Below are 26,213 nucleotides of genomic sequence, written 5' to 3'. Positions count from 1 at the left end.
TTATTTTGAATCCATCACTTTTCCAAATCCACGGTGCAATTCTAAGATTGCGTCTGGCAGCCGGTTACTGAAATTTACCAGTAGTGAGGCATTCATCACCAAGATACGGCCGTTTTTACCCGCATTCGTAATACGCATGCCCGGCAATTTGAGGATAGCATCCTCACCGCCAAGACTACTCGCGCCAAAATCAAATAGCAACACAATATCTGGATTGGCCTGCACCAGCGCTTCCGTCGTATAGGGTTTGAAATCCGAAAATTCCTGGACCGCATTTTTACCACCAGCCAGATTAATCATCGCATCCAAGCTACTGCCCTTACCTGCCACACTCATGGTACCTGTACCACGGGCATATAAAAACAATACTTTGGGTGCTGCTTTACCCTGATTTTCCTTTTTCACTAATTCCATGGTATGATCCAAGCTTACTTTCGTGCGGGAAACCAGATTTTTACCGGCAGCAGATTCACCGACGGCATCTGCCACCTCGTGGATGTAACGAAGTGCACCCGGAACAGAATAGTTTGGTTTAATGGAGACAAACTTCACACCAGCCGCACGAATCTGCTGAATGACCGATTTGGATACGTCGCCTTCATTCGCAATAACAATGCTTGGTTTAAAAGATAACAGACCTTCGGCCGATACCGACCGATTCTTGCTTACCCTCGGCAAGGCTGCAGCCGCTTTGGGCGATATACTTGTCACATCGGTAGCGACCATGCGCTCGCCCACTCCCAGTCCGTATATCGTTTCGGTCAACGAACTGTTTAACGTAATGATTCTCTGCTGTGCCGTCGCCCATCCACCGATTTGCATCACAAAACACAGTATAACAACATAAAATCTACTCATCGTAATTCTTTATCTCCATGATGGCGATAGCGGATTTCCAGGAATGGTTTTCGCATCTCGCCGTTCAACTTGAGTACAAAACAAATCAATAATCAGTCTAAATACAAATTATATCGAATCTTTTAGAATAGTACTCCACAACGTAAAAAGAACTATAAAACACTACTAAACAGCAATATACCCCTTAAAACAAACTACTTTTCAGTCCACAAAAAACGGATTAAATAGAATTTATGACATTTTGCATAGAGAAAAATTCAGACGGATTACCGTTTTTTGTAACATTATTTAGAATTAGTAAAAATAAAAATAGTGTTTAGAAGCATCTCATCTATTCGAACAAGCACCCTGATCGCCTTATGTGCCTGCCAGGTTTATACCCTGCAAGCACAGGAAAAATGGAAAATCTCCGGTGTATTGAAAAACGAATCCAATAAAGGCGTAGCCAATGCGACCGTATATCTTTATCCGGACAAATATGCTTTTAAAACAGATACTGCAGGGAGATTTCAATTTAGTCAGCTCTATGCTGGGCGCTACGAATTACAGGTACAGGCCATGGGTTATCAGCAGTACCGTCAAGTTATCGATTTGGAAGACAAAAATCAGCAGTTGAACATTGTGTTAAAAGCTGAAGAACGGCAGATGGATGTAGTTGATGTGCAGGGCAAAGTGCAGGCTGTAGACAATCTCGTTAAGGCCGAAAATGCCGCCATGCCCGTTAAAGTCATCACCAAACGTGAAATTGAGCTTATGGGCAGCCGCCGTCTGGATGAAGTTTTAAAAGAACAGACGGGTATTGCCATCGTCAACGATATTGCCGGGGGCTCCAGAGCTGTTGGTGTACAGATCCAGGGTTTCAGCAGCAACTACGTGATGGTCCTTGTAGACGGACAACCCATGCTGGGGCGCAATAGTGGCAACTTTGACCTATCCCGTATCTCGGTGACCAACATCGAACGTATCGAAATTATCAAAGGCGCATCCTCCTGCTTATACGGCAGTGACGCATTGGGTGGTGCGATCAATATCATTACTCGCCATGGTGCAATCACACCACAGGCACAGGCATCGCTTCTTTATGGCAGTCTCAATACCGTTGATGCAACGCTGGAAGCAGAAACACCTTTTGCTAATCAACGCGGGAGCGCCGTCTTTTCGGGCAATTACTACCGCACGGATGGTTTTAATACCGACAAGCAGTATCTGGACTCCAAGAGTACCACTTTTCCGCCCTATACCAACTATAGTTTCCAGGGGCGACTACGTTATCGTACAAGCAAAAATGGCACTTTGGGCGTTACAGGGCGTTATGCAGCCCGAGAATCTGAAATGATCAATGCATGGTCCGAATCGGCCACACTACAGGATAAACAAAAAGATCAGGACATCAATCTTTCGGCGAGTTACGACCATAATTTCGAGTCGGGACTGCGCAGTATGACGCGTTACTATTTCTCGCGTTTCCACTCCCAGATTGCCGCACAATGGTTGCAACAAGGTATTGTTGCCAGTGCCGAGCAATTCGGTCAGAATGTACACCGCATTGAACAGCAATTTGCGTATAGCCCCGCACAACAGGTCAAACTTACCGGTGGTATAGGCGGCAGTCTTGAACTGATGGACAACCAGGATCTGGATGCCAAACGCTCATTGAACAGCGCATTCGCCTATTTGCAGACCGAATGGAAACCTGTAGACCGCTTATTGACGACGCTGGGTCTACGCTACGATCAGACCAATGTCTACAACGGCCATCTGAGTCCAAGTTTAGGCCTGCAGTATCATCTCAGCCCTAAGCTTTTGATCAAAGGTGGTATCGGAGCAGGATTTAAGGCACCCGACTATAAGATGCGCTATCAGGTCTTTTTCAATCCAGCAGCCAACTATTTGGTCGTGGGCTCAGAGCGCGTAGCCGATGTGATTGCAGCCATGGATCAAGCCGGAGAACTGAGTTATAAAAACAGCTATATGCTCAATTTGGTGGCGGGTAACCTCAAAGCCGAAACCAGCATTTCAAACAATATTGGACTTACCTGGAGTCCGTCCAATAGATTTCAGGCCGATTTCTCGGTCTTCTACCATCGGATCAACAATCAGATCAACACAGTCAGTGTGGGTAACGGGACCAAAGTAGCACAGATCTATAGCTACCGCAACCTGCCCAAAGCCATGAATAAAGGTTTTGAAGTTTCATTGACCTATCAGGCGACCAAAGATCTGCAATTGTCGATGGGCTATCAATACCTGATTGCCAAAGACCTGAGTGTTTTGGATAGTATTGCCAAGGGAAGTTATCCCTATAACCAGATCAACGATCCCGCTACAGGCGAATATCGCCAGAGCAAAAAATCGGATTATTGGGGTATTGAAGACCGTTCGAGACACATGTTCAACGCAAAAGCCCAATACGAATATAAACCCTGGGGCGTCAATGTCAATGCGCGTGTCAATTTCAGAAGTGCCACACCTTTTCAGGAATACAATGGCAACCAGTTTATCGACAAATATGACATCTTTATCCCCTATCATACACTGGTGAATATGACGGTAGAAAAGAGTCTGATGAACCGCAGATTGACACTGCGTCTGATCGGTGACAATCTATTCAATTTTACAAGCCGTTATTTACTTGGGCAACCTGGACGCGTTATTATGGGCGGCGTGAGCTACCGTTGGATAAAAGAATAATAAGGACTAATGAACAAGAATTTAGCACACAAAGTACAAGATAAAAGATGAGAACGATTCGCATGATTATTGGAGAATGTAGCATCTGGCTTTCCTTTCACAAGATTGGCCGTTGTATTTTTTCAGCACTATTGCTATTGACAGTGGTATCCTGTGGGAAAGACAAAGACTATACGATCGGATTAGAAGATGGCAAAAGTACCTTGATCAAAGATCTTGCTGGCGATACCGATGCAGCCATGGGTGAAGGTACTGAAGGAAAAGAGCAAAGACCATTTTTTATATTTCTTTTTCGTTTTAAAGACCAAAAGCAAATATGGGTTAAAACCAAAGCCGATTCTGCGCAGTGGCTTAAAACAAAAGATTGGGATATTGCCTTTACAGGTCCTTACAATTCGGAGATCTATGTGAATAATTCCCAGCATGAATACAATCCGGGATATGGCGGCCAGGCAAATAATACCGCTGTGGTTTTACTGCGACAAGCCTATCAGAGTGTCACTGTAGCCCCTTCGGATGAAGAGTTTAATAAAAGTGAAGTAAACAAAATTGGCTGGGCAGCAACAGATGGTTCGGATGGCTGGTTTCGTTATAGTTTGAGCACCCATATTATGCAGGCGCTCCCCAATCGTACCTATGCGATTCGCTTACCTGATGGCAAATATGCCAAATTACAGCTGATCAATGCCTATAAGGGAAACCCAGCGGCGGTAACCAACCTCAATTGGCCTGCCCCATACTATACATTTAGATATTATGTACAGCAGGATGGCAGCAAAGATTTAAATACAAACACATTATAATAAGGAAAAATTACACAATTAAATTAAAGATGAATAGATTATTTACAACAGCAGCACTACTATGTGCATTGAGTTTAGGTTTTACTTCTTGTAGCAAGGACGAGGCAGTGGTAGAGGAGCCAACGGAGCAACCAGAAGAAAGGCCTGAGGACCCAAAACTTAGTGATGAGACAGCTGTTTCATCAACTGCAACAATCGCAGTTCCTTCTGGCGTAAAGACTTTTTATGATTTTAAAACAAATACTGTTCAGGAAGAAACTAAGAGTATGATCAATCTTTCGGGGATGTATGGTTCAACTTTACAAAACACTTCATCAGATAATTATAAAATGGGCTATTTTGATCAGGCAAACACGAGTATTGAAAAGCTGACACTAACATCGGTATTAGCAGCCAACATCACGTTGACTGACAAACTCGGCATTGATGCGTCAAGTGCCGGAGCACCAGTGACAGGCCCAACATGGATTATCTATGATTTTGCAAACAATCATGCTGTCTACCCTACTGCCAATCGGTACATCGTAATGTACAAAGGTGAGAAATTGAATAACGAAGCAGATGAGCTTTATGTAATTCAAGCAGGCGGCATTACTGCAGCTAATGGAAATGCAACCTATAACATCAATTTTAAAAAGTTTGTTAAACAGTAGTAAACTGAAATATAAGTTTGAGAAGGTCTATTGAGAAGGCCTAAAGAAACATACTAGCAAATCACCTGGTTAAAATTCCAGCTGCTTTTGTTAACCAAAAATCAAAAACCGAAAAAAATATATTAAATACCAATTTTCATACACACTTTATCAGCAAAAGATTTTATCTTTACTATTATTTAGAATCAATTTAAATAAAAATAACATACTAGCAACCCTACTACATGTATAGAAAAGGGACAAAGTATCGACTAACACAAAAAACTAGTAACAATGAAAATAAAGAAACGCAGCAACCTATTAAAATTCATACCGGTATTGGCATTTTTAATTGTGTTGGGGTCTTGTAGCAAAAGCGAGCCGACAGTAGTAGAGCCTGAACCAGATCCTGTTGCACCAGAAGCTATGTTTAACCGCTTGATTACGGTTAAGAACTTTGGCGAAGACTTACCTGCTGGGAGTGCACCAACCACGGCGCAATCACCAATATATTACAGCCTGGAACAGAACAAAGCTGTGACACCGGATTATAAACTAACCGCACGATGGGACATCTCTTGCTCAGAAATATACCGCAGTTTTATCAATTGCAACAATACAGCAAATGGATTTGGTAAAGGTGGCCCAGGGAAAGGCGGTATACTCATTGTGAAGAAAAAATTTGAAGATGTAATCGATATCCCTTCAGACGCCGAGTTTCGCAAAGGTGAAAAAGCATATGGTACAGATGATTCAGGAGCATTTGGTGAAGGTCTAGGTTGGTATTTATATGATTTTGATGGCGTAATCAAAGGTGGTGGAGCCGAAAACAAAAAACACGTTTGCTATCCTATCGAAAACAATACATTGATCGTCCGTACAGCCCAGGGGAATTATGCCAAGATCAAGATACAAAGTATCTATAAAGACCTCTTGGATCCAAAAGATTGGTTTAAAGATTCACCAACACCCTACTTTTCTTTCCAATATGTACTTGCCAAAGCTGGCAGTACCAAATTTACAATCACTAACTAAAAAAATAAGCATAGCTTACTTATTAGACACTAAACTAACATGAAAAGAATATACAGCATTTTAAGCTTCCTTTTTGTAGGATTGCTGCTAACCCGCTGCACCAAAACGGAAGAACTAGCCTTACTTCCAGCAGATAAAATACTGGAATACAAAGTCACCAATCTTCCAAATGACGAAGTTATTTATGGAGCCATCGACAATGAGGCCAATACCATTACGGTTTATGTCCCCTACTACTACGGTCTATTGGTGATAGATCCGAACATTAAACTCTCCAATGGAGCCAGTATAGCCGAAGAAATTTTGCCTGTTAAAACAGATGAAAAGAACCAGACGTATACTGTAAAGTCCGCTACAGGTACCACAAGAACCTATAGCTTAAAGATTGAATTACAAAGTACACCATCTTTTGAAGCGACTTTTGCATCGACATCTTCTATTTCGCTTACAAAAGGCCCTGGAGGTGCTTTTCCAGCCATTAATGGAACCTTTATGCATACCAATCCTTCATTGGTGAGTATTGCATTGATTAATCAAGAAACCAAGGAGCGATTTAAGATGGCTACGCCCAATAGCTTGAAAGTTTCGGTGATTGGATACCAATTAAGCTATACGGGTACCGAACGGGAAAACCGCATTCCATCCGATATTAAAGCAGGCACTTATGATGTAGAGGTGACCAACATCAACCATACCATTACATTAGCCAATCCGCTCAAAATTACATATCGTCAACCGGATGTAATTGTTAGCTTATCGGGTCTAAATTTGGCAAAAAATAAAGACTGGACCATTAAAGCCAACTTAGATAAAGTGATTTTAGATCCGACAGCTGTTATTATGACACTCAATGGAAAGGATTATCCATTGACCATTAAATCTTATAACCGTACCGAAATGACGGTTTCCTTACCAACAAATCTTCCAATCGGAACCTTTGATAACTTACAGATCAAATTCCAATTTAAAGACTGGGCCGATGTTGTAAAGACACAGTTGTCTCCAAGTACAATAACGGAATCATAAACAAGCATCCACAGTATGCCATGGTGGCATCAAAATTAAATAAATTAAAACAAGAGGAGATCTCAACATGAACTCAAACATCAAAACTATCTTAAAATCAGCGATGGCCGTGACTGTGCTATCGGCAGCAGTATGGGCAGCAGCCCCAACAACAGAATCAGCAACAGCTCCTTTAGCGCTGAACCAAGCTAAGGCAAATAGTAACTACACTGTTGTAGGTCAATGGTGGAGCCCAGCAGCTGCAGCAACTTGGCCTGCAGTATATGTCGACCTTGCTACAGGTGCACAAAGCTTAAGTAGCTCTGGCCAAGTTGCATTCTTTAGCCATGTAAATGGTTCGATCAAGGCTAATGGATCTTATTCGATCAGAACGGTAGCAAAAGACATCGCTTCCGTTACAGCATCAGATTGGGCAACAGCGACTCCAGTATCATCACAGGGTAGTGGCGAATGGTATGAATATGATTTAGATAGCCATGCAAACCAAGCAATCCAACCTTTGACAGTGTTGGTCGGAAATTCTTCCGGAGCTTCGTATGCTGTTAAGTTAATTAATTTTACAAATGTTGGCCAACAAGTAGTGGCAGGTCAATTACAAGTAAAAGCAGATACCAATATCGAAGTTAAGGCATTATAGTCCTTCCTATTTAATGAATGAAAGATTCCGCAACCTGGTGGATGGGTTGCGGATCTTTATAACCTAATCATCATCCGCATAACGATTTTTTAACCAAAAAAAATTATGCAACACTCATTTTTGAAAAAACAAATACATATCATTCAATTCCTAGCTATTTTTATGCTAGCATTAACATGCTGGTCCTGTAAAACCGAATACCCCAGCCTACCCTACAACGACATCGAATCCTTTAGCATTCAGGATGCTGATGGCAAAACCTTGTCAGCCAGTATTGTGAATGACCAGATTATCTTATATTGGCCACCCTTGGTGGAGCAGCCCGAAAGCATTACGCCCACTATTAAAATTTCGGAATTAGCGACAATTACTCCTGCATCTGGGACAGCAATACAGTTACAATCCGACAAACCAATTACCTATACTGTGCGGGCACAAGATGGTTCCAGCAAAAATTATACATTGGTATTCCAGTACAACCAGCCGCTGGTACAGGCAGAAATGAATCTGCTTGAAGGCAAATATTACCTTAGTTACCCAAAAAATGAGGATTTGGTAGTACGAGGAGAAAATATTTTGCCAGACGAGGCGCAAACCAAGGGCTATCTGGTCGATAAGGATGGAAAAGAGACCTTACTTTCTTTTTCTCAACCTCCAACATCTTTTATTGCACAATTTAATACTCCAGAAGATCTCAAACCAGGCAAATACCACATCAAACTGATCTCCGGACGTTACACGAAACTCACCGATGCTTTTGAGGTATTCTTACCAACATTATACAATGTCATAAAATGGCAGGATTATACTGGCAAAAAGGGCGGCGACCTGGTGCTGAACATAAACAGTAAAGAGACTTATGAACTTTATTTCAAGGCAGATTTTGACCATTTTATAGCGATTGATAACCTCAATAACGAATATACTATCAACAATGTAGTCTTTGATGTTGCAACGATGACGATAAAGCTATCCATTCCCGTATCTGTACAGGGAAACGCAATTAAATCCTTGAAGATGATGGATAAAAACGGAAACTTATTATCAGAAGGTGATTTTAACATCTCTTTAAATTAATTAACACCTTGCCTAAGATATTTTTGACCGCATATTTTCGCTATCGTACAAAACCTTTAATCACAGCATGTTTCGCGGCACTAGCAGTATGCAGTTGCAGCAAGAGCGCTTCTGTCCCAGAAGAGCCTACAGCTCCTACTTTGCCTGAAGAAACCTTACGTCAACAATATAGTAAATCGGTAACGCAATGGCCGGCTGCCACTTGGTACAACAATATCAAGGTACGTGAACTGGCCGCTTTACCTGAAAACCCATCGAAAGATAAGGCCGAGCTTGTAGCACTTGGAAAAGCCTTATTTTTCGACCCCCGCACCGGTAATGGCATGAAGACTTGCGCTTCATGTCATAATCCGGACACCTACTGGATCGACCAAAAAACAACGGCAGATGGTATCGCACTGCATCACCGCAATACACCTTCCATGGAAAATGTCTGGTACCTGGAAGGCAAACTCTTCCACGACGGCCGCGCAACGACTTATCGAGAGCAGATTGCCGAAGCCATCAACTCCCCCATCGAAATGGGCGGAAATACGACTGCTTTACCCGCTAAGCTGCAAGCTATACCAGGCTATCTTCGTTTATATGAGGCGGCTTACTCGAGCCAGACGATGAGCGTCGAAGGATTGCTGGATGCCATAGCAGCGTATTCAAGATCAATTAGCAGTGGTGAAACCACCTTTGACCGTTTTATCCAAGGAGATTACCAGGCATTAAACGATGCACAGCTCGAAGGCCTCCATCTGTTTCGCACAAAAGGGAAATGCATCAACTGCCATAATGGTGCCTTCTTTACCGATCTCGATTTTCATAACCTGGGCTATGCTGTTACCAGCAAAGGTGCCTTGGACAATGGTCGCTTTGAGACAACAGGACTGGAAACAGACAAAGGTAAATTTCGCACGCCGGGTCTGCGCAATGTGATCCATACTGCACCCTACCTGCACAATGGTAGTATTTCGAGCTTAGGTGAACTGATCAACCTGCTGAGTCAGGGCATGCCTCAAAAGACAGGACAACAGATCAATGGCACCTTATCGCCGCATATTCAAAATGTCCGATTGAGCAGTAAAGAACAGGAAAATATCTTGGCTTTTTTGGAGAGTTTATCCAGTGTACCAAGCAAAACAGAGCGACCTGTATTGCCCTAAAATAAAAAATCCCAAAGGGGATACCTTTGGGACATTTTGAGTGCTCCACAGTAGCGGAGGCATCAAAAATTAAATAAATTGGCACAAAATTAGGCTTTTATATTAAATAAAAAAGTAAAAAAGTATTAAATTTCAGATAATTATCCATTTTGTAGCGAATCAACTACAAGGAAAAGGAACAAAATGCACATTATATAATGAGTCGAATCAGCCAAACAGTTGGTCTATTAGTTATAATAACTGCTATAACAGCTTGTCAGAACGGCAGTAAAACAACAACTTTGCCCGATGAATTTATTAGTCCAAAAACAGGAACAAAAAAAGAATTGACTCTCGACTCAATCTACCTGTATGCCAAACAGCTATACCGCTGGCAGGAATCTCTCCCTTCATATACCACTTTTGATCCGCGGACGAAATATGCACAGATAGACCCCGAGCAAACGGCTTATGAGCGGGCACTTTTTGCCCTCAGCCAATACGCTTTGCACAAGAAAGATAGACCTTACGAATTGTCTACCATCCCGAATAAACCCAAATATTCATATTTGGAGCGTCGTCGTAACGACAAGAAAAGTAGTGGTCACATAGCCAGCATAGAAACACCCTACAGGTATGCTACACACCTGTCCTACTGGTCTGCGGGAAAAAAACGGATTGCTTATGTTTACATTCCCTCCTTTCCCCAGCTCCAGACAGTAAAGGCCGAACTGGATCAGCTTGCAGCCGAACTGGCTCAAAAGCAAGTTACTCATCTCATCCTCGATCTACGTCATAACGGTGGCGGTTATGTGGAGACCGCAGAATATTTAGCCAACCTCATTAGCCCAGCCAAACTGGATAAAAAAGTTATGTTCAGCGAGCAATTTCATCCGAATGTACAGCAAGGCAAAGCAAAACTACTCCTTAAACAACCCTATCTGGATGCAAATGGCAAAGTGGTCCAATACAAAGGACGCCCTGCCACCCTCGCCGATGTAGATTATAGTGAAAAAGCCAATACGCATTACTTTATCAAAAAGGGACATTTCAATTCACTACAGCAGCTTTCATGCATTGTATCTGAACGCACGGCTTCGGCAAGCGAACTCCTGATCAGCAGTTTCAAACCTTATATTCCGATACGCCTGATTGGTCAGCAGACTTTTGGCAAACCCGTAGGTTTTTTTTCAGTCCACATTGGAGATTTCGATGTATACCTGGCCTCGTTTCTCATCCGGAATGCCAATGGCTGGTGTGATTATTTTGATGGAATACCCGTCGACCTGGCCTTAGCTCCGGTAGAAACCTCCCGCCATCCCGGGGATCCAAAGGAAGCCTGGCTTGCAACAGCGCTAAAGGACATTACAAAAGATGAAAATCTCACAGCAATTTCATCCACGACTTATTTTCCGGTCACAACGTTAGAAGACCGCTTGCTTAAAACAAACTTTAGGTTAAAGTAAGAAACTTATTGCAGCCGGACTTTGTCATACTTATGTTTAAATTAAAACCATTTTTCATAGATGATAAAGCAGAAAACAGCATAAATTTGTGGAAATAAATACGAATCTTTGTATAGAATCGTTATAAATAAAAATAAGAACATGTTAAGTCAACATATCAAAGAGCAAACGCACGCAGCTCACCAAAACGTAGAAGGAACGATCGTGCGCCAATTGAAAAATATTCGTTCAGAAGCAGATTACGCAGAAGTATTGAAAGGCTTTTATGCTTATTTCCGCGCCGTAGAAGATAGTATCGCTCCTTTTGTTACCGCAGAAGTATTGCCAGATTTGGCCGAACGCCGCAACTCATCTTACATCAAAAGCGACATCGAAGCTTTGGGTGGAAACGTAGATAACCTGCCAGAAGCAAATGCACCAGCTGTAGCAAATGTACAGGAAGCACTTGCATCATTATATGTCCTAGAAGGTTCAATCATGGGTGGTCCGTATATCGTGCAGATGCTCAACAAATATGGCGTTACCAAAGGAACTTCTTTCTTCGAAGGTTATGGCGAAAATAGTCGTGACATGTGGGCTGGATTTACAGCGGTATTAAACAAATATTCAGAAGATCCGGCCACTTATGATCGCGCAGTAGAGATTGCTAACCAAACTTTTTATAACTTTGGCGAAGTATTCACTCCTATTGCCAGTGCGAACTAAAATTGGAGTGTTCGTGTTTAATCCCATAAATGGAGCAAAAAGACAACAAATCTAAATGGCTTAAGCGTGCCGGAATTGGAGCATTTCTCTTCTTTCTGGCCAAAGGACTCATATGGCTCGCTGTATTCTTTTTCGCAGCGAAGTCCTGCAGCATATCTATTTAACACAACGTATGAAGCATTCATCTAACGCTCAAAAAAGTATGTTAGATGAATGCTTCTATTCAATGAGACCTTTTTCAATCCAATCCGCTTTTTTAGCCCAGAGTAGTCTGTTTTTTTACCTCGAGCGCCAATGTATTCGGGTTGTGTTCGTATTGTGTTCGGACCACCTTCGGAGCTCCACAATCTGCTGATCATTATTGACCAAATTCTGACCAGGTAATTCCTGTTCAGGGTCTGTACAATAGCTGTTCAGCAGCTGTACAATATCTGTATCGCATCCGAATAAGGTACGAAGCAGGTACGAATCTGCTCCACACCTCCTGCCCTCTGACCTTATACTTTTGTAAGCACTGTCCGATACAGCTCTATACCCTCATGACTGATAACCTGACAAGCTATTTCTTCGCTACTGATCGAGAAAGAGAAAAACCCGTATTGATCTTTCGCAAAACGACTATACGGCAGATCGGTTTTTACAGGCGTTACCTCTGATCCTGCCCCGGAGATAAACTGATGAAACTTCTTGCCTTCCACTTTTAAGTGCTGCAGCGAATGTTCATGTCCTGAAAGGTAGATATCTACTCCCCGCTTTTCAAAGATAGACTCCAAGACTTTTCGAACCGCCAGGGTATCGTAATTCGTCGTCCGCGGCCCCGCCGTATACAGCGGATGATGACCGACGACAATTTTCCAATGGGCATCCGAATTTTCCAGTAGCTGATCTAGCCAGGCCAGCTGTTTCTCAGGTTGCTGTCCCGCAACATGTGGCCCATACTCGCTGTTACTGTAAAATTCAGGAATCATCGGATTAGTATCGATAAAAGCCATCAGTACTTTTTTTCCATCCTTAAGTGCAAATGTCTTGCTGTAATAACGCGCAGGCATCTTCCAACGTCTGCTGATCGTACTATAACGTACCTGTGCATCGGGATCTGATTTATAATCGTGGTTTCCCAAAATGGGATACCAGTCCCATTGCAGCGAAAATGCGGTATAGATATTTTCAAACGAATAATGCCACAGGGGATCATGTTCACTGACCACTCCGGAAGGGTAAAAATTATCACCGGTAGAAATGATAAAGTCATTGGGATGCTGATCGGCCCATTGGCCCATCTGCCCCGCTACAGCCAACTGATGGTCGGCACCATTGCGTCCCCAGTCGCCTACAGCCATAAAATGAAGATCATAGGCATCTTTGGGTTTCAAAAGCTGTTGTATGTCTTCGCTTTCAAGTTGCGTAGGTTTTGTCAGACCGAAACTACTGAGCGTAATTCCGCCCAGGCCGGCTGTAATCGCCGTGCCCAGGGAATTTTTCATAAAAGTTCTGCGTTTCATCAATAGATTTTAATAACCAGGATTCTGTTGCCAGTGGGTGTTTACGTTTAATACAGTTGTTGGTACAGGGAAAATACGACGGAACTTCTCGCTCATGCCGGCAGGATACAGCGATCGGAATCCCCAGTTATCTTCAAATTTTCCGTAACGGATCAGGTCATTTCTACGCCAGGACTCATCAGCAAACTCACGTGCCCGCTCATCCAACAGATCCTGTAGACTTGGGGCAGCCGTGAGTACAGGTGCATTGACATAGGCTCGGATCTGATTAACCAAAGATTGTGCGGTCTGACCATTGGTCGCGGTAGCCCCACGGAGTATAGCCTCCGCTTTCATCAACAGGATATCGGCATAGCGAAATACAGGTACATCATTGCTCTGATTACGCTGATTGGCTGATGTAACGGCTACGTCCATATAAAACTTAATGGATCTGTACCCCATCGAGCGTCCCTTTTGGTCATTACCTACATTCAGCGTGGCCGCACCATCCGAACGCAAAGTAATTTCTTTAGTGGTCTCCAGTTGCCAATCAAACTGCGCATCTGCATCCGCAGCATTATAATCCTGATCTATGCCGCGTTTGGAAGTTCTGATCAGAAAAGGACGAGTCTTATCTTCTGTATAATTTGACCAATAATATTGCTTACCGCCGATGTATGAGGCATTTCTTTCGTCGCCTTCCAGATTAAATTTCTCCAAATAGCTTGGTAATACACGGAAAGTCCCCCCAACACTTTGAGGCAATGTTGCAAACTGATTTTGGGCGCTTCGATGTATCCAGAAGCGCGAATAAGTCATACCCTGCTGTTTTTCACGATCATAGGGTATGGCAAATATAAAATCCTTTACCTGATAACCATTATCGGGGCGGAATTTGGCAATAAACTTGTGGCTCGTCAGGTTAAACTGTCCTGAGGAAATAATCTGGTCGCACATCGCAACCACATCATTTAATTTTTCATTTTGTATACTTGGATTGTAATTGGCTACGTCCGTAGCCGTATAAACAGCCCAGTTGAGGTACAACTTAGCCAGCAATGCTTCGGCCATATATTTCGTTGCTTTTCCATAGGTTGCTACAGAAACTGTGGTCGGTAACAAATCCTTCACCGCAAGCAATTCGGCCTCAATAAAACGGCAAATTTCAGCACGGCTTGAACGTGCGGGGACAGCATCAACAGGCCCTGTGATCAACGGTGCGGCGCCAAAATTATCCATCAGTATAAAATAATAATAAGCACGGATTGCGCGGGCAGGTGCCGTCAGCTTTTCTTTATCTTCCCCGAATAATGCAATGGCATTATTGGCTAAGGTGATTCCAGTGGAAGCATCGTTCCAGATACTTGGTAAGAGGCCGTTGTCTGCGTTCCAATTGTGCAAATGGAATTCGCGGTATCGACCGCCATCAAACCAGTCTGTCCCCATGGAAACACTCACTGCTTCATCTGCCGAGAGTGTTTGGACCATCCAATGATCGCGCCCCATTGCGCCTCGATAAGCGGCATATACATCGGCAAGAATTGCCTCGGCCGCACGTTCCGAATCCGGAAATTCCGTCAGTTGTGATTTTATATCAACATCCAGATCGGTACAAGATCCCAGCGAAAAACTCAATGCTGATAAGGTTAATAAACGAATTAATAGTGTTGGTTTCATATAAATTAGTTCTTGTTCTATAGGCCATGTGGCATGCTCCATTTATGTCAACAGGATTGTTTCGATAAGAATTTTTCCATCCCACAGGTCTGTCTTATAAATTAAAGTTAAGGCCAAACATAAACGTTCGCGTCCGTGGGTAGGTCTGGCGGTTATCAATTCCCGGAGTTAGGCCTCCCAAGCCCACCTCGGGATCAATACCTTTATATTTCGTCAGTACAAATACGTTGTTCATCGTTGCATATACTCTTAGGTTTTTAATCGGTATATTTTTCATCGGTATCGTATAGGCCAACGTAACATAAGCCAAGCGCAGATAGCTTCCATTCTCCAGGTAACGATCCGATAGGTAATGTGCATTGATATCCGTCATGCGCTCGGTTTCTACAACGCTGGCAAGCACGTTTTTCTGCCCAGCATTACCAACAACGTTTGAATGGCGCGCTCGGGTAGCGTTCATAATTTTCTGTCCAAAAGCACCTTGGAACATTCCGGTTAAAGAAAAATTCTTATACGACAAGCTATTGTTCCAACCCAGTGTCAACTTGGGCTGTGGACTTCCCGTTACAGCCTGATCTTTCTTCTGTGGTGTTGTGGTTGTTTCGCCTGTACGCTCGCCCGTTTTCTCATCTCGGGTATAGAATACCGACACCCCTTCATCGTTGTAGCCTGCCCATTCCCAGGTATAAAACTGACCTATAGGTGCTCCCGGTGTCAGCCTCTGCTGAAAAACATTGGTCTGCCCAGCACCACCCAGATCCGACAATTCGATATAATCCTGCGTAAACTGCTCGTTGGCAATGCTCACCACCTTATTGGTATTGTGGGACAGCACCAATCCGGTATTCCATTTGAAATCCTCTTTATCAATGGCATTTGCATTCAGACTCAGTTCAATCCCCTTATTCTCTATTTCACCAACATTGGCAGTCAGCGTTGGATAAATATATTTCGATTTGCTTACCTGATAATCATAAATCAAGTCACTCGTTTTCTTTTTATAGACCTCCAAAGACCCTGTCAGGCGATTTTTTAGAAATCCGAAATCCAGGCCTAGATTAATCATACTGGTTGTTTCCCATTTGAGGTTCGGATTGCTATTGCGCAGCACCATCAAAGTACGTAATGGGCTTACCTGACCATCGGCACTTACATAATCGAAAAACTTGGATGAGGCACCACGTACAGACTGCGCTGTAAATGCGTCAAAGCCCAATGAGTTGCCACTCACCCCGAAACCCGCACGCAGCTTTAAGTCATCAAAAATTCCGGTTTCACGGATGAATGATTCCTCCGAAAGGCGCCACGCTGCAGACACCGAAGGAAATGTCGCCCAACGATTGTTGGTTCCGAAAGCCGAGGAACCGTCGCGTCTTACCGTCGCCTGTAGGAGATACTTGTTGTTATAGGCATAATTCACACGACCATAAACAGATATCATACGCAAGGTGGAAAGATAATAGTTCCCAAAGCCCAACAAATCAACTACATTGGCCATACCCGGATTATAATAACTCAAATCGTCACTGTAATAATCGGAAGTCGTCAATTGAAAGCCATCGTTATTGTTGTTCTCCTCCCATGAATAACCTGCCAGTGCAGCTACCTTATGTTTTCCGGCGAATGTCTTTTCATAACTCAGGTTCATTTCCATCACTTTCCGTTCATCTTCTACCGCGGCACGGATAGATTTGCCATTCTGACCACGTGCTGCCATCGAAAACATGGAATAGTACTGTGCATTGTTAAACTGCCTATTTTGCAGCGAAAGATCAATATTATAGGTTAACCCGGGCAAGATCTCATAGCCCAGTTTTGCATGCGCCTGGAGCACCTTAGTTTTAGAAAAATTTGTATTCTCTTCAATTAAGGAAAGTGGATTGGCATATTGCGAACGGTCGGCTTTTTCAAACCAGGAACCATCGGTATTTCGGACCGGCGATACAGGCAAGTAATAATACATCGCATCATAAACGCTGAGTCCCTGATCCAAAGCAAGCACATCATTCTGCTTGGTGATACTTGCGTTGACATTGAAAGAAGCCGTCAGCCGGTCATTCAGCGCCTTGGTCTGCAAAAACGCTCGAGCAATCTGCCGCCCCATATCAGTCCCTTTGATAACCCCATTGTTTTTGATGGTATTGAGACTGATGCTATACTGTGTTTTTTCTGCTCCTCCAAGAATGGATATATTATGATTGTTCGATATCCCTGTCCGCTCCACAGCTCTTTGCCAATCGGTATCTGCCCCCAAGTCGTCCGTTGGTTCCATCGAAAATCCATTATCATTGACATAAGAACGGTATTGCGCCGCATTCATCATCTCATAATGCTTAGCCACTTTATCGATCGCCAGATAGCCGTTGTAATTGATATTGGTCTGCCCTGATTTTCCACGCTTCGTTGTAACGATAATAACGCCATTGGCCGCTTTTGAACCATAAATTGCGGTCGCTGAGGCATCGCGAAGCACGTCAATAGAAGCAATATCATCGGGCGCTACCAAAGCTAGCGATGCACCCGGAACCCCATCGATCACATAGTAGGGTTCCATCGCCTCTCCACTACGTAACGTTGACGCTCCCCGGAGACTAACAGAAGGCGTAGCATTGGGATTACTGTTGTTGCTTGAAATCGTCAGGCCGGCAACTTTCCCCTGCAGCATCTGTGCTGGCGAAGTAAATACGCCGACGTTCGCTTCTTCCGCTTTGATGGTGCTGATCGAACTCGTCAGGTCCTTTCTGGATACACGGCCGTAACCAATGACAACCTCATCCAGTTTAACCGCATTATGCTGAAGCTTCACACTCAACGACAAAGGCTTTCTTGCTTCAATAACATAACCCGATAACGTATCGGACTGAAATCCTACCGCCGAAAACACAAATCGATAGCCTGCATGTTCTACTAAATTCTGAAAATGGAATAGCCCCTGGCTATTCGTACTGGTGGTCACACTGGGACCTCCATTGACCTGAATAGCCTTAACACTGACTCCAGGGAGAAACTCGCCCTTTTCATTTTGTACAGCCCCTTTTACTTGTTGCTGCTGCGCATGTACATGGGTAAGTCCAGCGGAAAGCAACGCAAAAATAAGCAGGTTCTTTTTTTGTGGATTTTTCTTATTGAGCATATCTGTTAGTTATTTAGATGTTCAGTAATTGTATTTTCCTGTTTGTATAGTGTATAACTTCCATCCGCATTGGCGACAAAGCGCAATTCATTGATCAGGCAGATTGTTGTCAAGATATCCTTCAATGAATCGTGATGTACATCAATCTCACCGGTATAATGGATAGCGGCAATACCCTTGTCACCCAAATGGATCTGTTTTTTAAATGCTGTTTCTAACGCCTTTAGCACAGCAGGCATCGGTGTATTTTTCAGATTTAATAAATCCGGGGCAGACAGATCAGGCATGTTCAATGGCTGTTTTTTATTGACGGCTTCAATTCTTGTTGCACCCCGTGAATCAACCGTCAGCTTTTGGCCCGGGTCAGCTAAAAAAATCTGTTTGAAACCGTTTGTAAGCGAGGATACAAGCACCTTACCTGTGTGTAATGCCACAGTCACAGCCTGACGCTTCAATTTGGTATTAATGGTAAAGGATGTACCAAGCGCCGTTGTTTTAGTCCCGCTGGCAAACACCGAAAATGGGCGTTTCGGATCCGATGCTACATCAAAGTGGGCTTTACCGTTAAGTTCAATATCACGGGCATTGGCAACAAAATTTTTCACATAGCGAATATGGCTTTGTGCGAACAACCGCACATGGGATCCATCGGGTAGATCCAGCGTTATACTATAGGGATTTTTATTTTCTATTGAAGTCCAGACTGTATCTTGATGCGCTATAACTGGTTTAGCAGCGGACCGCTGAGCATCTGGCTGTACAACTGAATCTTTTGTCCACCAGGTAACAAAATGGAAGGAAAAGAAAAAGAGAACTGCAGCTGCGGCACTGTATCGCAGTAGCTTTACCAACCGATACCGATGTAATGCCTTTTGATCCTGCGCTTTTTCCTGATTTTGAATGGCAGTCTGTATAAGCGTTTTCATCGTTTCAGTAGGCACAGGCTCCTCCATTGCTGTGCTATCAAATTTCTCCCAATCTTCGTCCTTGAAAAGTTCGTTCACGAAGAAGGGCATTTTCCAGATCTTCTTTTTGATCTGATGCTGCTTTTTATCATGCTTCATACTCCTATTACGCAGGCCAGCACGAGATCCCTTAGTTCTTAACAATTATTTAATAAATGGAGCCAATACTTAACATAAAGGACTTATAGCATGATGGAATAGAGATGTTGTTTGAGTTGAAGAAGTGCTTTACTGATATGCTGTTCTACGGTTTTTGTGGAAATTGAAAACTGAGCGGCAATCTCTTTATGGGAAAGACCTTCTTTACGGCTCAGTTCAAAGACCTTCCGACGCATCGTCGGCATATTCTGGATATCTTTTTCCATCATACGCAAAAGGTCTTTATTTTCAATTGCCCGGATCAGACTATCGGTAAAAGGTGTCACTGCTGTCTGCCCTTCATATTTGAAACGTGTAGCCTCCTTGCGCAGCAGATCGATCATGACTTGCCGCGCCATACCGAAAAGCTGCAACAGAATACTGAGCTGCTCGTCGAGCTTCTCCCTTTGGTTCCAGAGTTTGATAAAGGTCAGCTGCGTTACCTCCTCTGCAATATAATCCGATTGCGTACGCTTGAGTACAAAACCGTAAATCTGTCGATGGTACTTTTCGTATACGAGATTGAAACTTTTCTGATTGGAAGATTTGATAGGCTGAATGTGTTCCATTGCGCTGTCAAAAATAAAAGCACAAGGTTTCCTCAGTATTAAGTTAAGATCAATATTAAATTAAACAAATTGAATATATAACCTCTTCAATTAGCAGAATTCATTTCTGATTGTACAAATTTTATTATAAAACAAGCAGAAAACTCCCTATAATTGCAGTCGGGAATATTTCATTTCATAGTGAAATCCCCAATCAGACATGACCATAACCGGTAAAACGTTACGCTATCAGCAACATGTCTTATCAATAATTATATGAAATAACGATACGATGAAAAGGAATATCTTTTTTATTTTAATATGCTTTGTATTACTAGCTAACCTGGCCATCTGCCAAGAAAAAGACGTCGATTTTAGCAAAGCCTATATTGCCCAAAACGACGGTAAGACAACTGTTGAAATTAATGAGGCACAGGAACTCATCTATATTATCTTTGCGATAACTGACTTTGGTAAGGAAAATCCAAATATGACCAAGCAGAATACGGCGTATTTTGAAGAGGTCAAAGCGCATTTCACCCCATTTTCCAATCTCCCTATCGTAAAGAAATTTGACCAGCAGCTGCGAGAGAATCTAACCAACTATTTCCTCTTAGCGGCCAATGTATATGGCTTTAAGTTCAAAAACGACCAATTAGTACCTACAAACATCTATATTTTTCCAGCAAGAGGAGTTGGAAACTATCAAGTGAAATCAAATCCTATCCCCGCTTTCAAAAACGACCTGGAAGAATTCGCCAGACAGAGTGGATACCGGACATTCTACAAAGAGCATCAAGGCTATTACGACAGCCTTCGTACAGCATATCAGGAGTATGCTTCCATTGCCGAGCAAAAAGAATGGTTAGAAAAGAAGTTCGATTATACAATCAATAGCTATCGTGTATTGACTTCCCCCCTGATTGCCGGGATGAATGCGACCCACACCTTCAAGTACAAAGGTTTCAAAGAAATTTTGCTTTTTTTACCCACCCTCCGCGAAGACGAATCCTGGAGTCCCAAATTCAAAAAAGCACTCAATACACGCATTATTTTTACGGAGATAGACCACAACTACGTAGGTCCATTGAGCGAAAAAAACAAAAAACAGATTGATACCATATTCAATAATAGGGACTTATGGGTCGATAGAGAAAACAAAAGTACAGTTCATTATCCAAGTCCGGTAAAAGTATTTGATGAGTATTTAACCTGGGGGCTTTTCATCTTATATTGTTACGATAAGTTTGGAAATGATCATGATCTTTTTGGCCAGATTGTTGAAAACGTCAACGATATGATGGTCAATAAAAAAGGATTTCCCAAAGCAGATGAATTTAACGCCGAATTGTTCCGCCTGTATAAAGACAATAACCCGAAAGATATTCAGAGCTTATACAAGCCACTGCTGGACTGGTGTGAGAAAGAAAATTAGCGCCATCCCGATAATATTTAGTAAATTAAGGCTGAGAAGGAAATAAGCCGCTAGAAATGTGAATGTATACGACCATAAGGAATCAGCATAGCATAAGGGGATGATCGTCGAAATATATTTATACACAATACGTACGGAGAAACAATTATGAACATTAGATTTATCGGTTCTGGCAGTTATATTCCATCCCACAAAATAGCCAATACAGACTTCGCCAACCATCTTTTTTTGGATGAAAATGGGCTGCCGTTCAAGGAGCCGGCTTCTGTCATTGAAAAATTTAAGGCAATCACCGGCATTGAGGAACGCCGTTACGCCGATCCTGACCAAGTGGCTTCAGACCTTGCTTTCCTAGCTGGTCAACGTGCCATTGAAGACGCCGGTATAGCTGCTGAAACATTGGACTATATTATTGTTGCACATAATTATGGCGATGTGCAATCTGGCAAAATCCAATCGGATACTGTACCCAGTTTAGCAAGCAGGGTGAAGAAAAAGCTCGGGATCAGCAATCCAAAATGTGTGGCTTATGATCTACTATTTGGCTGTCCTGGTTGGAACGAAGGCGTATTGCATGCCAACGCTTTCATAAAATCAGGTATGGCAAAGCGCTGTATGGTCATTGGCGCAGAAACGCTTTCCCGTGTTATAGATCCTTTTGACAGAGATTCGATGATCTATGCGGATGGCGCTGGCGCTGTAATCATCGAAGCCACTACGACAGAGCAAGGGCTCCTATCACATGAGAGCGCAACTTATGCGCTTGAGGAAGCGAACTATATCAATTTCGGAAGCTCTTATCAACAAGAGCAGGACCCTGATATACGGTATATTAAAATGAAAGGACGCAAAATCTATGAGTTTGCACTCAGCAAAGTTCCTTTAGCCATGCAGGCTTGCCTCCAAAAAGCGCATATCGATATCACGGCAATCAAAAAAATACTGATCCACCAGGCCAACGAGAAGATGGACGAAGCCATTCTGATGAGATTTTATGCACTATACGGTACAGTACCCCCGCCCGATATTATGCCAATGACCATCCATACATTAGGAAATAGCAGCGTGGCAACCATTCCTACCCTCTATGACCTCATTGCCCGTGGGAAGATAGACAATCAATCCCTACAAGAAGGCGATATCATCCTATTTGCGTCTGTTGGCGCCGGTATGAATATCAATGCTTTTACTTATCGGGTTTAATGTAATTTTGCGACTACATCGTGTAGCTATTATGCTAACACAGAGCCTGCATAGGATTTATTTCATAAAAAATAACAAAACACTGTATATATCAATATTTTATACTTAAATTTGTATTATAATCGGCTCCGCCTTTGCTTATCTGAAATCGTCAAGTTATACTTAACACTCAGTTTTCGCATTTTCAGAAGCTTTTTTGTTAGCAAAACGGAGGTAAAGACCTTTTTGGACTTGAGTCAATCCAAGATCATTAAAATCAGATCCTATTTCTTGCAAAAAATCGATTAACTATTGTTCATATTCATTTATCACAATAGTGCAGTACAGATTACTTTAATATAATTTATAAAACAATGCAAGAAGGAACTATTAAATTCTTCAACCAAACAAAAGGTTTTGGTTTTATTACGCCTGCTGGTGGTGGAGACGACATTTTCGTACACGTATCTGGTTTAATCAACGAAGTACGTGAAAATGACAGTGTAACATTTGATGTAGAAAACGGTAAAAAAGGCGTTAATGCAGTTAACGTACGTATCGCATAATTAAGTAAACACACAAGAAGATAATTTATTTATCTTCTTGCGAAGTGTAACGGGCAACCGTTACACTTTTTTTTATCCATTTCATACCCAAGTACCGCAAAAAATCGGACGATTTATCGGTCTGGCACATGAAAGACTTTTTACAATCCAGCCAACATCACTTCTTCCTGTCGCAGAAAATATGGACTGCTATCTTTGAATCTCCCGCGCTTTCTGGAATACTTTCTGATGATATCAGCAACAACATCATCGGTGAGCTCATGCCCCTCTAACGTCGGAAAACCCTCCCAGCGTACAATGCCATCCGGATCTACTAAAATACAGTGTGGGATTCCCTGTACTTCGAGCTGTTTCTTCAACTTCGCTTTCGTATCGATCGCTGAGAAATAATCTATTTTAATCTCCTTCGCCTTTTTAATGACCTCTGCTTTTTCATCTGAAAGGCCAATGATCACAAGTTTATCACCATACTTCTTATGCCATTCATTGAGTTCAGGAATTACTTTCCGGCAGGGACCACACCAAGTAGCCCAAAAATCAATAAGGATAAACTTACCCTTTGTATCAGGCGCATCTGTAAGCCACTGCTCGACCTCAAGTTTTGGCGCCTTTTGATTCAAAATTGATTTTGCCCACAATTTCTTATTGTTGTTGCTTTCTTGCGTATGACCGATTACATGGATCAGGCAAAGGGCAAATAATAAGAAAGCTTTTAGAATAAATTTTACATTCATAAAACAGCTTGTTTAGTTCCCCTAATTTATGGATTTTTTTCCACAATCATTTCATCCTTTCATCCCACACATCGTCTTTTCATAGACACCATTGCGGCCTTTATAAGGCAAAATAACACCTATACTTTTAATCGATATAAAATATACAAAACACTGTATATAAATAATTAGCGTATTTATCAAAAACAAAAAAACTCCAACTTATTTGCTGTATGGCTCATGATTTTCCGAATGGAGCCAGGCCGACATCTGTATAAAATAACAGCGCACCATCGACATTTCCACGGCAAAAACCAGATCCTAATCCATCCTCACTAAAGCTAAATTGAGGCGTTCAGCACACAAAAACAACGAAATGGGCCGGCCCTTTATCCCATTCGTCAAGATAATGCACAAAGTGACCGCATTCTACTATAGAAAAGTGTAAAATAACCCCTATTTACAAACGCTATTTTCTGGAATTACAATATTCTGTAAAGTCTATTGAGTACCTACTTATACGGCTGACAAACTGACACAATACCCAATAATTAAAAACATAAAACTATATAGATAAGATAATTAACTAAACTAATATAAACAAGTGGTTACACATCATTCTCTTTATAACACATCAACTTTACCCATCGGATACCATCCATCTATAGTTCGCCCTGCGATGGCAAGATGAACTTTTGCCTGACCTGTGTTAAAGTTTCCTTTTTCGGCATCATAGCTTGGTAGGCATTTTATTGCCTCAGGAGCCCAGCTTACCCCGGCCAAAGTGTCTTTCCTAAGTTTATACTTGCCGTACGCACCGATTTATTTCTTCTTATCGATTTATTTCTTCTTATTTAGTATTTAGCGATAGAAAAAGCAACATCGAAACCGATATTGCCATCATAAGTATCAACCTGGGATATTGTCTACATACTAAAGGGGGAATTACATACAAAAGGCCAAGAAATTATCTTGGCCTAATGCAACATATTATTTGGGGTGTTTTCGTAGCCCTATATAGCAAAAATACTGCCGAAATTAGAAACTCACAGCCATTAGCTTATTTTTTTCTAAAGACTTTATGCTGCAGAAAAATAAAAAAACGGCTAAAATCACTTATTCCGTGGCAACCGGGCAAGTACAGCTTGCAATTCAGCAGAATTTGTAGCTCCCTGGAATAACAGTCGACCTTCTTTATCCAAAAGAAAAGCTTGTGGGTATCCACTGACGCCATAAAGTTCGCCGATTTTACCATCCCTATCCCATACACTGGGGTATACAGGTTTATTTCGACGAAGGAAGCTTTGGATATCCGCTTCACGATCGGCAGCATTTATAGCGATCACCTTTAACCCCTTATCTACATAACTCTGCTGTATTTCATTCAAGAGTGGAACCGCTTCAATACAATAGCCGCAGTTCTTTATCCAAAATTCAAGTAGCACGTAATTGCCCTGAAGAGAATCGAGCTTGATTGATCTAGAGCCTAAAACCAGCGGTAATTGCCATTTTGGAGCAATTTCACCCGTAACCAACGAGACCTGCACCTTCGGATCTTTTATCTTATATCCGGGATAACTGGAATAATACCAGGAGCGTTCGGCCGGAGCTTGAGCTAAATCATTATTACTAAACTGTGTTCTGACAAAATCGCCTTTAAGCACATCATTTTCCTGAATAATTTCGACAGGAAGGTAACTTTTTTTATCCAACAGCACGGTATAGCTCATATTTCTTTTCGCGGTGAGGGCATTCACATTTCCTAATTGATCAATATCCCGCTGCCCCATCCCGATTCGTATCGCATAGCATATAGAATTCGGACTGTCAACAAAAGTCTTTTGGATATCGGTCGAAGTGATAATAAGGGGAAGCACATTTTTCCAGGTCAACAGACTCATGTTCAAAAAGGTAAAACGCCCCAGCTCGCTTTTTTGGGGATGACGTTTTAGCACACTTGTCTTGTCAAGGAGATTAAGCTCAAAAGACTCCGATCCATTATACACGATATGGCTCTGTGCATTCTCGAATTGGAAAGCCAGACCTAGCGGATTGTCCTTTGTCCTAAAATCCAAATAGGTATTCCCTTCCAGCGTGTAGTTGTAATTTTCCGAAGCATAGTTTATTGCCAGTCTGTAATTGTAGTTTATTACTTCTTTTTTGTCGAGTGCCCATTTGGATTTTTCTAAAATGTCGGTGACGTTTTGAGCCTGAAGCGGCAGGCTCCACAAACAGAAGAGAAAGATGAGTGTACGTAAGGAATATATCGCTTTCATGTATTCTATATAGCTTTAATTTACCTATTAAAACTA

The 26,213-nt window shown here is 42.3% G+C and carries 21 protein-coding genes; 13 read left to right on the top strand and 8 right to left on the bottom strand.

The genetic code is table 11. The features are described 5' to 3' along the window. Positions 1-858 (bottom strand): heme/hemin ABC transporter substrate-binding protein, encoded by an 858-nt coding sequence (locus K2F45_RS12180; protein WP_248933710.1) that lies wholly within the window; start codon positions 856-858, stop codon positions 1-3. 312 nt (positions 859-1,170) lie between these two features. Between K2F45_RS12180 and K2F45_RS12175 the strand changes: the two genes are divergently transcribed. The 10 genes from K2F45_RS12175 (at position 1,171) to K2F45_RS12130 (ending at position 12,060) form a co-directional block, all read left to right on the top strand. Beyond that, positions 1,171-3,549, top strand: a complete 2,379-nt coding sequence (locus K2F45_RS12175; RefSeq protein WP_248933709.1) for a TonB-dependent receptor — start codon at positions 1,171-1,173, stop codon at positions 3,547-3,549. A gap of 47 nt (positions 3,550-3,596) precedes the next feature. Next, the gene (locus K2F45_RS12170; protein ID WP_083663609.1) at positions 3,597-4,352 is read left to right on the top strand and encodes an HmuY family protein; all 756 of its coding nucleotides are present in this window, start codon (positions 3,597-3,599) and stop codon (positions 4,350-4,352) included. 29 nt (positions 4,353-4,381) lie between these two features. Continuing rightward, positions 4,382-5,005, top strand: coding sequence for a hypothetical protein (locus K2F45_RS12165; RefSeq protein ID WP_248933708.1), 624 nt, complete (start codon positions 4,382-4,384; stop codon positions 5,003-5,005). Between the two features lie 273 nt (positions 5,006-5,278). Then, positions 5,279-6,019, top strand: coding sequence for an HmuY family protein (locus K2F45_RS12160; RefSeq protein WP_248933707.1), 741 nt, complete (start codon positions 5,279-5,281; stop codon positions 6,017-6,019). Positions 6,020-6,058: 39 nt separating this feature from the next. Beyond that, the gene (locus tag K2F45_RS12155) at positions 6,059-7,045 is read left to right on the top strand and encodes a hypothetical protein (protein ID WP_075992427.1); all 987 of its coding nucleotides are present in this window, start codon (positions 6,059-6,061) and stop codon (positions 7,043-7,045) included. 67 nt (positions 7,046-7,112) lie between these two features. After that, the gene (locus K2F45_RS12150) at positions 7,113-7,682 is read left to right on the top strand and encodes a hypothetical protein (protein ID WP_075992426.1); all 570 of its coding nucleotides are present in this window, start codon (positions 7,113-7,115) and stop codon (positions 7,680-7,682) included. A 162-nt stretch (positions 7,683-7,844) separates the two neighbouring features. Continuing rightward, positions 7,845-8,759: a DUF5018 domain-containing protein gene (locus K2F45_RS12145; protein ID WP_248933706.1), complete on the top strand. Its 915-nt coding sequence runs from the start codon at positions 7,845-7,847 to the stop codon at positions 8,757-8,759. An 8-nt stretch (positions 8,760-8,767) separates the two neighbouring features. Continuing rightward, positions 8,768-9,910: a cytochrome-c peroxidase gene (locus K2F45_RS12140; protein ID WP_248933705.1), complete on the top strand. Its 1,143-nt coding sequence runs from the start codon at positions 8,768-8,770 to the stop codon at positions 9,908-9,910. A 197-nt stretch (positions 9,911-10,107) separates the two neighbouring features. Then, the gene (locus tag K2F45_RS12135; RefSeq protein WP_248933704.1) at positions 10,108-11,355 is read left to right on the top strand and encodes a S41 family peptidase; all 1,248 of its coding nucleotides are present in this window, start codon (positions 10,108-10,110) and stop codon (positions 11,353-11,355) included. A 141-nt stretch (positions 11,356-11,496) separates the two neighbouring features. Continuing rightward, positions 11,497-12,060 (top strand): biliverdin-producing heme oxygenase, encoded by a 564-nt coding sequence (locus K2F45_RS12130; RefSeq protein ID WP_088161405.1) that lies wholly within the window; start codon positions 11,497-11,499, stop codon positions 12,058-12,060. Between the two features lie 497 nt (positions 12,061-12,557). On the opposite strand, the gene K2F45_RS12125 is transcribed toward K2F45_RS12130, so the two are convergent. The 5 genes from K2F45_RS12125 to K2F45_RS12105 form a co-directional block, all read right to left on the bottom strand. Further along, the gene (locus K2F45_RS12125) at positions 12,558-13,562 is read right to left on the bottom strand and encodes a metallophosphoesterase (RefSeq protein WP_248933703.1); all 1,005 of its coding nucleotides are present in this window, start codon (positions 13,560-13,562) and stop codon (positions 12,558-12,560) included. 9 nt (positions 13,563-13,571) lie between these two features. Then, a complete protein-coding gene (locus K2F45_RS12120) occupies positions 13,572-15,221 on the bottom strand; it encodes a RagB/SusD family nutrient uptake outer membrane protein (RefSeq protein ID WP_088161403.1) in 1,650 nt (549 codons plus the stop codon). Positions 15,222-15,315: 94 nt separating this feature from the next. Then, positions 15,316-18,354, bottom strand: coding sequence for a SusC/RagA family TonB-linked outer membrane protein (locus K2F45_RS12115; RefSeq protein ID WP_248933702.1), 3,039 nt, complete (start codon positions 18,352-18,354; stop codon positions 15,316-15,318). A 5-nt stretch (positions 18,355-18,359) separates the two neighbouring features. After that, entirely contained in the window at positions 18,360-19,418 is a 1,059-nt protein-coding gene (locus K2F45_RS12110; protein ID WP_248933701.1) for a FecR family protein, read from the bottom strand. Positions 19,419-19,501: 83 nt separating this feature from the next. Beyond that, positions 19,502-20,026, bottom strand: a complete 525-nt coding sequence (locus tag K2F45_RS12105) for an RNA polymerase sigma factor (RefSeq protein ID WP_075992419.1) — start codon at positions 20,024-20,026, stop codon at positions 19,502-19,504. A 271-nt stretch (positions 20,027-20,297) separates the two neighbouring features. On the opposite strand from K2F45_RS12105, the gene K2F45_RS12100 reads away from it, so the two are divergent. The 3 genes from K2F45_RS12100 to K2F45_RS12090 all read left to right on the top strand — a co-directional run bounded on the left by K2F45_RS12100 (position 20,298) and on the right by K2F45_RS12090 (position 23,188). Further along, entirely contained in the window at positions 20,298-21,440 is a 1,143-nt protein-coding gene (locus K2F45_RS12100) for a DUF4932 domain-containing protein (RefSeq protein ID WP_248933700.1), read from the top strand. A 147-nt stretch (positions 21,441-21,587) separates the two neighbouring features. Further along, positions 21,588-22,643, top strand: coding sequence for a 3-oxoacyl-ACP synthase III family protein (locus K2F45_RS12095; RefSeq protein WP_075992417.1), 1,056 nt, complete (start codon positions 21,588-21,590; stop codon positions 22,641-22,643). 353 nt (positions 22,644-22,996) lie between these two features. After that, a complete protein-coding gene (locus tag K2F45_RS12090; RefSeq protein WP_070566486.1) occupies positions 22,997-23,188 on the top strand; it encodes a cold-shock protein in 192 nt (63 codons plus the stop codon). Between the two features lie 140 nt (positions 23,189-23,328). On the opposite strand, the gene K2F45_RS12085 is transcribed toward K2F45_RS12090, so the two are convergent. Together K2F45_RS12085 and K2F45_RS12080 are read right to left on the bottom strand one after the other, a co-directional pair. Next, positions 23,329-23,922, bottom strand: coding sequence for a TlpA family protein disulfide reductase (locus K2F45_RS12085; protein WP_075992416.1), 594 nt, complete (start codon positions 23,920-23,922; stop codon positions 23,329-23,331). 1,091 nt (positions 23,923-25,013) lie between these two features. Next, positions 25,014-26,177: a TlpA family protein disulfide reductase gene (locus K2F45_RS12080; RefSeq protein ID WP_075992415.1), complete on the bottom strand. Its 1,164-nt coding sequence runs from the start codon at positions 26,175-26,177 to the stop codon at positions 25,014-25,016. Positions 26,178-26,213 lie beyond the last annotated feature (36 nt).

Source organism: Sphingobacterium siyangense, from assembly GCF_023277505.1.
GTDB lineage: Bacteria > Bacteroidota > Bacteroidia > Sphingobacteriales > Sphingobacteriaceae > Sphingobacterium > Sphingobacterium siyangense.
This window is presented reverse-complemented; position numbering and strand designations above follow the sequence as displayed.

Excerpts from the sequence above, each read along its gene's own strand:
- K2F45_RS12180 (WP_248933710.1), bottom strand. The coding sequence starts at position 858 with ATGAGTAGATTTTATGTTGTTATACTGTGTTTTGTGATGCAAATCGGT.
- K2F45_RS12170 (WP_083663609.1), top strand. The coding sequence starts at position 3,597 with ATGAGAACGATTCGCATGATTATTGGAGAATGTAGCATCTGGCTTTCC.
- K2F45_RS12165 (WP_248933708.1), top strand. The coding sequence starts at position 4,382 with ATGAATAGATTATTTACAACAGCAGCACTACTATGTGCATTGAGTTTA.
- K2F45_RS12160 (WP_248933707.1), top strand. The coding sequence starts at position 5,279 with ATGAAAATAAAGAAACGCAGCAACCTATTAAAATTCATACCGGTATTG.
- K2F45_RS12155 (WP_075992427.1), top strand. The coding sequence starts at position 6,059 with ATGAAAAGAATATACAGCATTTTAAGCTTCCTTTTTGTAGGATTGCTG.
- K2F45_RS12150 (WP_075992426.1), top strand. The coding sequence starts at position 7,113 with ATGAACTCAAACATCAAAACTATCTTAAAATCAGCGATGGCCGTGACT.
- K2F45_RS12145 (WP_248933706.1), top strand. The coding sequence starts at position 7,845 with ATGCTAGCATTAACATGCTGGTCCTGTAAAACCGAATACCCCAGCCTA.
- K2F45_RS12135 (WP_248933704.1), top strand. The coding sequence starts at position 10,108 with ATGAGTCGAATCAGCCAAACAGTTGGTCTATTAGTTATAATAACTGCT.
- K2F45_RS12130 (WP_088161405.1), top strand. The coding sequence starts at position 11,497 with ATGTTAAGTCAACATATCAAAGAGCAAACGCACGCAGCTCACCAAAAC.
- K2F45_RS12125 (WP_248933703.1), bottom strand. The coding sequence starts at position 13,562 with ATGAAACGCAGAACTTTTATGAAAAATTCCCTGGGCACGGCGATTACA.
- K2F45_RS12120 (WP_088161403.1), bottom strand. The coding sequence starts at position 15,221 with ATGAAACCAACACTATTAATTCGTTTATTAACCTTATCAGCATTGAGT.
- K2F45_RS12115 (WP_248933702.1), bottom strand. The coding sequence starts at position 18,354 with ATGCTCAATAAGAAAAATCCACAAAAAAAGAACCTGCTTATTTTTGCG.
- K2F45_RS12110 (WP_248933701.1), bottom strand. The coding sequence starts at position 19,418 with ATGAAGCATGATAAAAAGCAGCATCAGATCAAAAAGAAGATCTGGAAA.
- K2F45_RS12105 (WP_075992419.1), bottom strand. The coding sequence starts at position 20,026 with ATGGAACACATTCAGCCTATCAAATCTTCCAATCAGAAAAGTTTCAAT.
- K2F45_RS12100 (WP_248933700.1), top strand. The coding sequence starts at position 20,298 with ATGAAAAGGAATATCTTTTTTATTTTAATATGCTTTGTATTACTAGCT.
- K2F45_RS12095 (WP_075992417.1), top strand. The coding sequence starts at position 21,588 with ATGAACATTAGATTTATCGGTTCTGGCAGTTATATTCCATCCCACAAA.
- K2F45_RS12090 (WP_070566486.1), top strand. The coding sequence starts at position 22,997 with ATGCAAGAAGGAACTATTAAATTCTTCAACCAAACAAAAGGTTTTGGT.
- K2F45_RS12085 (WP_075992416.1), bottom strand. The coding sequence starts at position 23,922 with ATGAATGTAAAATTTATTCTAAAAGCTTTCTTATTATTTGCCCTTTGC.
- K2F45_RS12080 (WP_075992415.1), bottom strand. The coding sequence starts at position 26,177 with ATGAAAGCGATATATTCCTTACGTACACTCATCTTTCTCTTCTGTTTG.